At 73.6% G+C, this 5,377-nt stretch carries 4 protein-coding genes; 1 reads left to right on the top strand and 3 read right to left on the bottom strand.

Going from position 1 to position 5,377, the window contains the following annotated elements:
- Positions 1 to 108 precede the first annotated feature (108 nt).
- Both AB0C69_RS37325 and AB0C69_RS37320 read right to left on the bottom strand, forming a co-directional pair.
- Positions 109 to 534, bottom strand: coding sequence for a DUF4267 domain-containing protein (locus tag AB0C69_RS37325; protein WP_360360420.1), 426 nt, complete (start codon positions 532 to 534; stop codon positions 109 to 111).
- Between the two features lie 54 nt (positions 535 to 588).
- Positions 589 to 1,230 carry a hemerythrin domain-containing protein gene (locus tag AB0C69_RS37320; RefSeq protein ID WP_360360417.1) on the bottom strand — a complete coding sequence of 214 codons (642 nt, stop codon included), beginning with the start codon at positions 1,228 to 1,230 and terminating at the stop codon, positions 589 to 591.
- A gap of 118 nt (positions 1,231 to 1,348) precedes the next feature.
- Between AB0C69_RS37320 and AB0C69_RS37315 the strand changes: the two genes are divergently transcribed.
- On the top strand, positions 1,349 to 4,597 hold the full coding sequence (locus AB0C69_RS37315) for a BTAD domain-containing putative transcriptional regulator (RefSeq protein WP_360360414.1): 3,249 nt from the start codon (positions 1,349 to 1,351) through the stop codon (positions 4,595 to 4,597).
- 636 nt (positions 4,598 to 5,233) lie between these two features.
- Here the strand turns inward: AB0C69_RS37315 and AB0C69_RS37310 are convergent.
- Positions 5,234 to 5,377: MazG-like family protein (locus tag AB0C69_RS37310; protein WP_360360423.1), on the bottom strand; the 144-nt coding region annotated here is incomplete at its 5' end.

Genomic DNA, 5,377 nt, shown 5'->3' with positions numbered 1-5,377 from the left:
GGCGAGCGCGCTGGCGCACCTGACGTTCGCCCGCCGGAACCTGCTGGAGTCCTTCGCGCACCACCGGACCAGGCGTGCGCGTGCCGGCCACACCCGCGGCCGGCGGGGTCAGGCGTGCCGCGGGGCGGGCGTCGCCGGAGCGGCCGCGCACCCGCGGGTCTCGCGCATGATCAGCAGGCCGTTGACCACCATCAGCGTCGCGGTCAGGCAGTGGACGCCGAGCGCGGTGGCCACGGAGCCGTGGTGGCCCAGCACGGTGGCCATGTCGCCGTACGCGGCGAGGGCCCCCACCAGCAGCGCCCAGCCCAGCGCCCGGCGCTGGCCCGTCACCAGCAGGACGCCGAAGACCAGGGCCAGGACGACGTCGCGGATCCCCTTGATGATCAGGAAGCCGCCGCCGTCGCCGGACGGCCAGGTCGGCAGGCCGAAGCTCGGCGCGGTGGTCTCCGGGCTCAGGATGAACTCCGTCCCGAACCAGAGGATGAAGAGGACGAAGGCGGCGGCCAGGGCGGTGTTGATGTTCTTCAGCGACATCGTTCTTCTCCTTGCGGGTCTTCGATGAGCTTGCTGGGGCGTGCGGGGGTCTGGTCAGGCGGCGCGGACGCGGCGGATGTGGCGGGCGTAGCGGGGGCGGCCGATGACGTGCCAGATGCCGCGTACCGGACCGGGGAGCGCGGAGAGGAGGATGGCGCGTTCGGCCGGGTCCGCGTCCTCCAGGACGAGGCCGAAGAGCGTGAGCAGGGTCAGCTTGGGCGTGTGGGCCACCAGGTGGTCGCCCAGGGAGGCCCACTCCTGCTCGGTGATGTGCTCGGCCGCGAGCGGAAGGAGGGTGGCCTCCTCGTCGTCGAGGTGTTCGAGCAGGACCGCGCGGTGCTCGGCGAGGGCCGCCACGAGGGTGTCGCGCTCGTCGGCTCCGGCGGCGGCCTCCCACGCCGGGACGGCGGCGTCCAGCCTCGTCATCGTGGCCGCGACGCGCTCGTGCTGCGCCTCCATGCGCAGAACGACGTCCGCCTCCAGATCGACCCGGGACAGGAGCGGCGGCCACAGCAGCTCGTCCTCGCCCTCGTGGTGGTTCTTCAGCCCGAGCCGGTAGTCGCGGAAGTGGTCGGCGATCACCTTGGCGCGAGCGGTGTCACCCGGGGCGACCGCCGCGACGAGCTCCATGAGCAGCCGCGACTCGCGGCGGAAGGCGCGGTGGACGATCTCCATGTCCTGGGTGTCGACGCTCATCCTGTCCTGCCCTTCATCCGTCCTGTTCGACGTGCTCAAGGCTGCTCCCGGACGTTTGGAAGGCACTTGGAGCCGACTTGGAACGCCTCCGCCGGCCGCGCGTACGATGTGTGGCCTCATGGTCTTGATCAGGGTGCTGGGCTCGTTCGCGGCCGAGGCGGGGGGCGAGCCCGTTCCTCTCGGCGGACCGCGGCAGCGGGGCGTCCTGGCCCTGCTCCTGGCCGCGCGCGGGCACGTCGTGCCGGTCGACCGGATGGTCGAGGACCTGTGGCGCGGCGAGGCGCCGTCCCGCGCCCTGGCGTCGTTGCAGGCGTACGTCTCCAACCTGCGCCGCCTGCTGGAGCCCGGCCGCCCGCCGCGGGCCCCGGCGCGCCTTCTGGTGAGCGCGGCGCCCGGCTACGCGCTGCGGCTGCCGCCGAGGTCGGTGGACGCGTGGCGCTTCGAGGAGATGCTCGACGAGGCCCGCGCGCTCGCCGATCCCCGTGACGCCCGCGCACGGCTGGACGAGGCGCTGGCGCTGTGGCGCGGACCCGCGTTCGCCGAGGTCGCCGACGAGCCGTGGGCCGCGGCCGAGACCGCCCGGCTGAACGAGCTGCGGGTGGTCGCCCGCGAACTGCGCGTCGCCGCGGGGCTGCGGCTCGGCGACCCCGCGGCGGTGGTTCCCGAGGCCGAGGGGCTCACCCGCGACGAGCCCCTGCGCGAGGAGGGCTGGCGCATGCACGCTCTCGCGCTGTGGAGCAGCGGGCGCCAGGCCGACGCCCTGGCCGCCCTCCGCCGCGCCCGCGCCGTCTTCGCCGACGAGCTGGGCCTCGACCCCGGCCCGGACTTGGTGACCTTGGAAGAGGCGATCCTCACCCAGCGCACGGAGGTCCTCCGCTCGGCTGTTCCCGCCCCAGCGTCCCCTTCCCAGGCGACCGCGCCGCCGCCTCCGGAGAACGGGCCCGGCGCGACAACGTTCGTGGGACGTGAGGGCGAGCTCGCGGCGCTGGTGGCGGCCGCCGGGGAGGCCACCGCCGATGGGGCGCGGGTCGTGCTCGTCACCGGGGAGGCGGGTCTCGGCAAGTCGACGCTCCTTGAGCACTTCGGGGCGCGGCTCGGACGGGACGGGTGGCTTGTCGCCGCCGGGCGCTGTCCCGAGGTGGACGGCGCGCCGCCCGCATGGGCGTGGGTCGAGGCACTGCGGACGGTGGCGTCGAGCGTTCCGCCGGGAGACTTCGCGGACGACCTGGCGCCGCTGCTCTCCGACTCGGCGACGATGGACGACGACGCGGCGGCCGGACGGTTCCGGCTGCGGCGGGCCGTGTGGAACTGGCTCGCGGCGGTCGCCGCCGACCGGCCGGTCGCCGTCGTCCTGGACGACCTCCACTGGGCGGACGCCGCCACGCTGGAGCTTCTCCGCGGTTGCGTCGGCGCACGGGCCCCGATCCTGGTCGTCGCGGCGTACCGCGCGGACGAGAGCGAGCGCCTCACCGACACTCTCGGGTCCCTCGCCCGCGCCGCGCCGCTCCGGCTTGACCTGCCCGGACTGGAAGGCGACGCCGTCGCGGAACTCGTACGCGCCGAGTGCGAGGCCGACGACGCGACCGTGGCCGGGATCGCGGAGCGAACCGGCGGGAACCCGTTCTACGTGCGGGAAAGCGCGCGGCTGCTGAACGGCGAGGGCGCGCTGGTCGCGCTCTCCGAGGTACCCGACGGTGTACGGGACGTGCTGCGGCGCCGGCTCGCGCGCCTCCCGCAGAGCGGCGTGTCCGTGTTGCGGCTGGCGGCCGTGGCCGGCCGGGAGAGCTCGGTGGACGTGCTCGTGCGGGCCGCCGACTCCGACGAGGACGGCGTGCTGGACGCCCTGGACGCGGGCGTCATCGCCGGGCTGCTCGACGAGCCCGGGCCCGGGCGCGTCCGGTTCGTTCACGCGCTGGTCAGGGACACACTGGTCGCCGACGTCACCCGGTTGCGGGCCACCAGGATGCACGCCCGGATCGCGGCCGCCCTGGAGGGCACCGGCGACGTCGCGGCGCTCGCCCACCACTACGCGCGGGCGGGATCGCCGAAGGCCGTCGGCTACTGCGTCCGGGCCGCCGAGCTGGCCGAGGCGCGCTACGCCCACGACGTGGCGGTCGCGCTCCTCACCGACGCCGTCGCCAACTCCAGCGAACCGGACGAGCGCGCCGACCTGTTCGGCAGGCTGCTGCGCGCGCAGGTCAGGGCCGGGGCCGTCGCCGCGGCCCGGGCCACTCGCGAGCGGGCCGCGGAGTACGCCGAATCGATCGCCCGCGATGATCTGGTGATCGCCGCGTTCACCGCCTGGACCGAGCCGACCCCCTGGCAGGCCCGCACGTACGGCACGGTCGACCGTCCCGTCGTCGACCGCCTCGGCCGCCTGCTCAAGCGGACCGACCTCGCCGCCGACGTGCGGTCACGCCTCCTCACCGCCTACGCCGCCGAGCTGGCGGGCGAGGACGACCCGACGGCCATGGCGGCGGCGGGGGAAGCGCTCGAACTCGCCACCGATCCCCGCCTCCGGGCCGCGGCGCTCGTGATCCTGGCCGGCGGCCCCGACGGGGAGGAGCACGCCCGCGAACTGGTGGAGATCGGCGTCGAGCACGACCTGCCCGTCTACCGCGTGACCGGGCTGCTCGACCAGGCCGCGATCGCCGCCGCGGCCAACGACCCCGCGACCATGCGCCGCGCGACGGGGGAGGCGCTCGACCTCGCCCGCGCCTACCGGATGCCGGAGGCGATCAGCGCCGCCGAGATCGCGCTGGCGACCCTGGTGCTCATCGAGGGCCGGTTCACCGACGCCCGGCGCCTCTACACCGAGGCCACCGAACGCATGGAGCGCGCCGGATCGGTGCACGCGGGCTTCCTCGGCCTCGCCCTGGCGGTGATCTGGCTGAACGAGGGCACGCTCGGCGACCACCTGGACGACGTGCGCGCTCTCCACGAGGCGCTCGGCCCGATGGTCACCGACCTGCTCGCGCTCGCCCTCCACGCCGCCGGCCGGACCGGCGAGGCACGCCGGGCCCGCACGTCACCGCCCCCGATCCGGCCCGACTTCTTCTTCACCTTCCTGACGAGCCTGCGCGCGATGGCGATCGTCGCCCTGAACGACCGAGACGCCGCCGAGGAGATCTACGCGGACCTGCTGCCCCACCGCGACGGCCCCCCGGCCGGCGCGGAGAGCGTCTCGCTGGCCCTGCGCCCGGTCGCCCACACCCTCGGCGAACTCGCCCTCCTCCTCGGCCGCGACGACGAGGCCGCCGCCCACTTCGCCCAGGCCGCCGCCATAGCCGCCCACTGGAACGCCCCCCACTGGTCCGCCGCCGCCCGCACCCACGCCCCGCCTCCAGGCACTCACAACAGCCGCTAATGCGGGTTCCGCCGTGATCTTGCGTCTTGCCTGCTCAGCGGGTCGGACTTCGTCAGGGGGAGTTGCCGGGGGAGCCACTCGTCAGGCTGACCTGGACTTCTCGTCTTTGAAGATGGTGTTCATGTGCTCGGCGCCCGTGGAGCCAGCCGAGGAACTTCCGGAACGCCGCCGATGCGGCCAGCAGATCCGACACACACTCGGCTAGGACCGCCGTCCAGCGCTAGACGATCCACGAAAGGGCGAGCATCAGCACGGACGTGGCCGTCGTGGGCAGGATGAGCAGTGCCTTGGCGGTGCCAGGACCGACGGCGTAACCCCGGGAGCCATGATCGGGTCGGGCAGCGCCCGGGCGACCGTCCTCGCTAGCAGCGACCATCACGACGCGCCCGCGCCTCCTGTTCGGCGAACCGCCGCAGTTCCGCCGCGGCCGCCGGGTCTCGGATCCGCCGCCGGTCCAGCGCACCCAGTTGGTTCAACAGGTTGCCGGCTCGTCGTCCGCCCGCAGGTCCATCGCCATCCGCCTCGTCCATGGGCCCGTGGCTCCACGCTGACGAGTCGTTCCAGCAGGTACAACCCTGGCCAAGGCCGTCCCGGACAGCCGATTAGGCGAAGGTCGAAGACGAAACAAAGATGCCTTCACTCCAGTTCGGTATACTTCTTAGCGTTTCCAGATGTTTTTGCGATGGGATACCGAACTTCGTTCTGCTGTATTTTTTGAGCAACGGCTCTCGATAGATCGACATCCAGTACATCGGCAAGTTGCAGAAGGTAGGAGAAAAC

Origin of the sequence: Actinomadura sp. NPDC048032, assembly GCF_040653175.1 — a bacterium.
GTDB classification, from domain to species: domain Bacteria; phylum Actinomycetota; class Actinomycetes; order Streptosporangiales; family Streptosporangiaceae; genus Spirillospora; species Spirillospora verrucosospora.
Note: the sequence above shows the minus strand (reverse complement) of the source record. Positions and strands in the feature narration are given on the sequence as shown.

Coding starts and splice junctions, on each gene's coding strand:
- AB0C69_RS37320 (WP_360360417.1), bottom strand. CDS start 1,230: ATGAGCGTCGACACCCAGGACATGGAGATCGTCCACCGCGCCTTCCGC.
- AB0C69_RS37325 (WP_360360420.1), bottom strand. CDS start 534: ATGTCGCTGAAGAACATCAACACCGCCCTGGCCGCCGCCTTCGTCCTC.
- AB0C69_RS37315 (WP_360360414.1), top strand. CDS start 1,349: ATGGTCTTGATCAGGGTGCTGGGCTCGTTCGCGGCCGAGGCGGGGGGC.